We start from the raw sequence: 623 nt of genomic DNA on the forward strand, positions 1-623 counted from the left end.
CTGCTCCACCAGCCGCGCGGCCTTGACGGGGCCGCCCTCGACGGGTCCACGACGCGCTCGGTGGCCGCCGATGCAGACGGGTTGGCTCGGAGCGCACCCGCAAACCCGAGCGCTGCCAGTAGCGGGATGACGCCGAGCGCCGTGATGGCGCCCGACAGGCCGAGCAGGTCACCGGCGAGGCCACCGGCGAAGCCCGCGGCGGCGTAGCCGATACCGATGCAGCCTGTGTACCAAGCCATCACCACCCCGGCGTTTGCGCCCTGTCGCAGCTCCATGAGGGCGGCAAGCCCGCCTGTCGAGGCGACGGCAAACCCGATGCCGTTGACGGCGGCGAGCATGCCGAGCAGCAGCGGGTCGGCGGCATTGGCGATGGCGACGAACGCCGCCGACTGAAGCACGCAGCCACCGGCGACGAGCCAGCGAATCCGATCGGCGCTGTAGACCGCCCCGGTGACGAAGCGGAAGCAGAGTGCAGCCGCGCTGTAGCCGGCGATGATGGGTCCGATGACCGCGTCGGCGGCACCCTGGGCTTGCAGGTGCGGCGACAGGAGCACCTGCACGCTGCCGTCGCCCAGCGTGAACACCATGGTGGCTGCGAGCAGGGCGATCAGCGGCGCGCGCCG

1 protein-coding gene is annotated in these 623 nt (G+C 72.1%); it reads right to left on the minus strand.

What is annotated here, in order from left to right; translation table 11 throughout:
- On the minus strand, positions 1–623 hold a 623-nt coding region (locus tag GEV06_28995), incomplete at both ends, for an MFS transporter (protein MPZ21878.1).

Source organism: Luteitalea sp., from assembly GCA_009377605.1.
Taxonomy (GTDB): domain Bacteria; phylum Acidobacteriota; class Vicinamibacteria; order Vicinamibacterales; family Vicinamibacteraceae; genus WHTT01.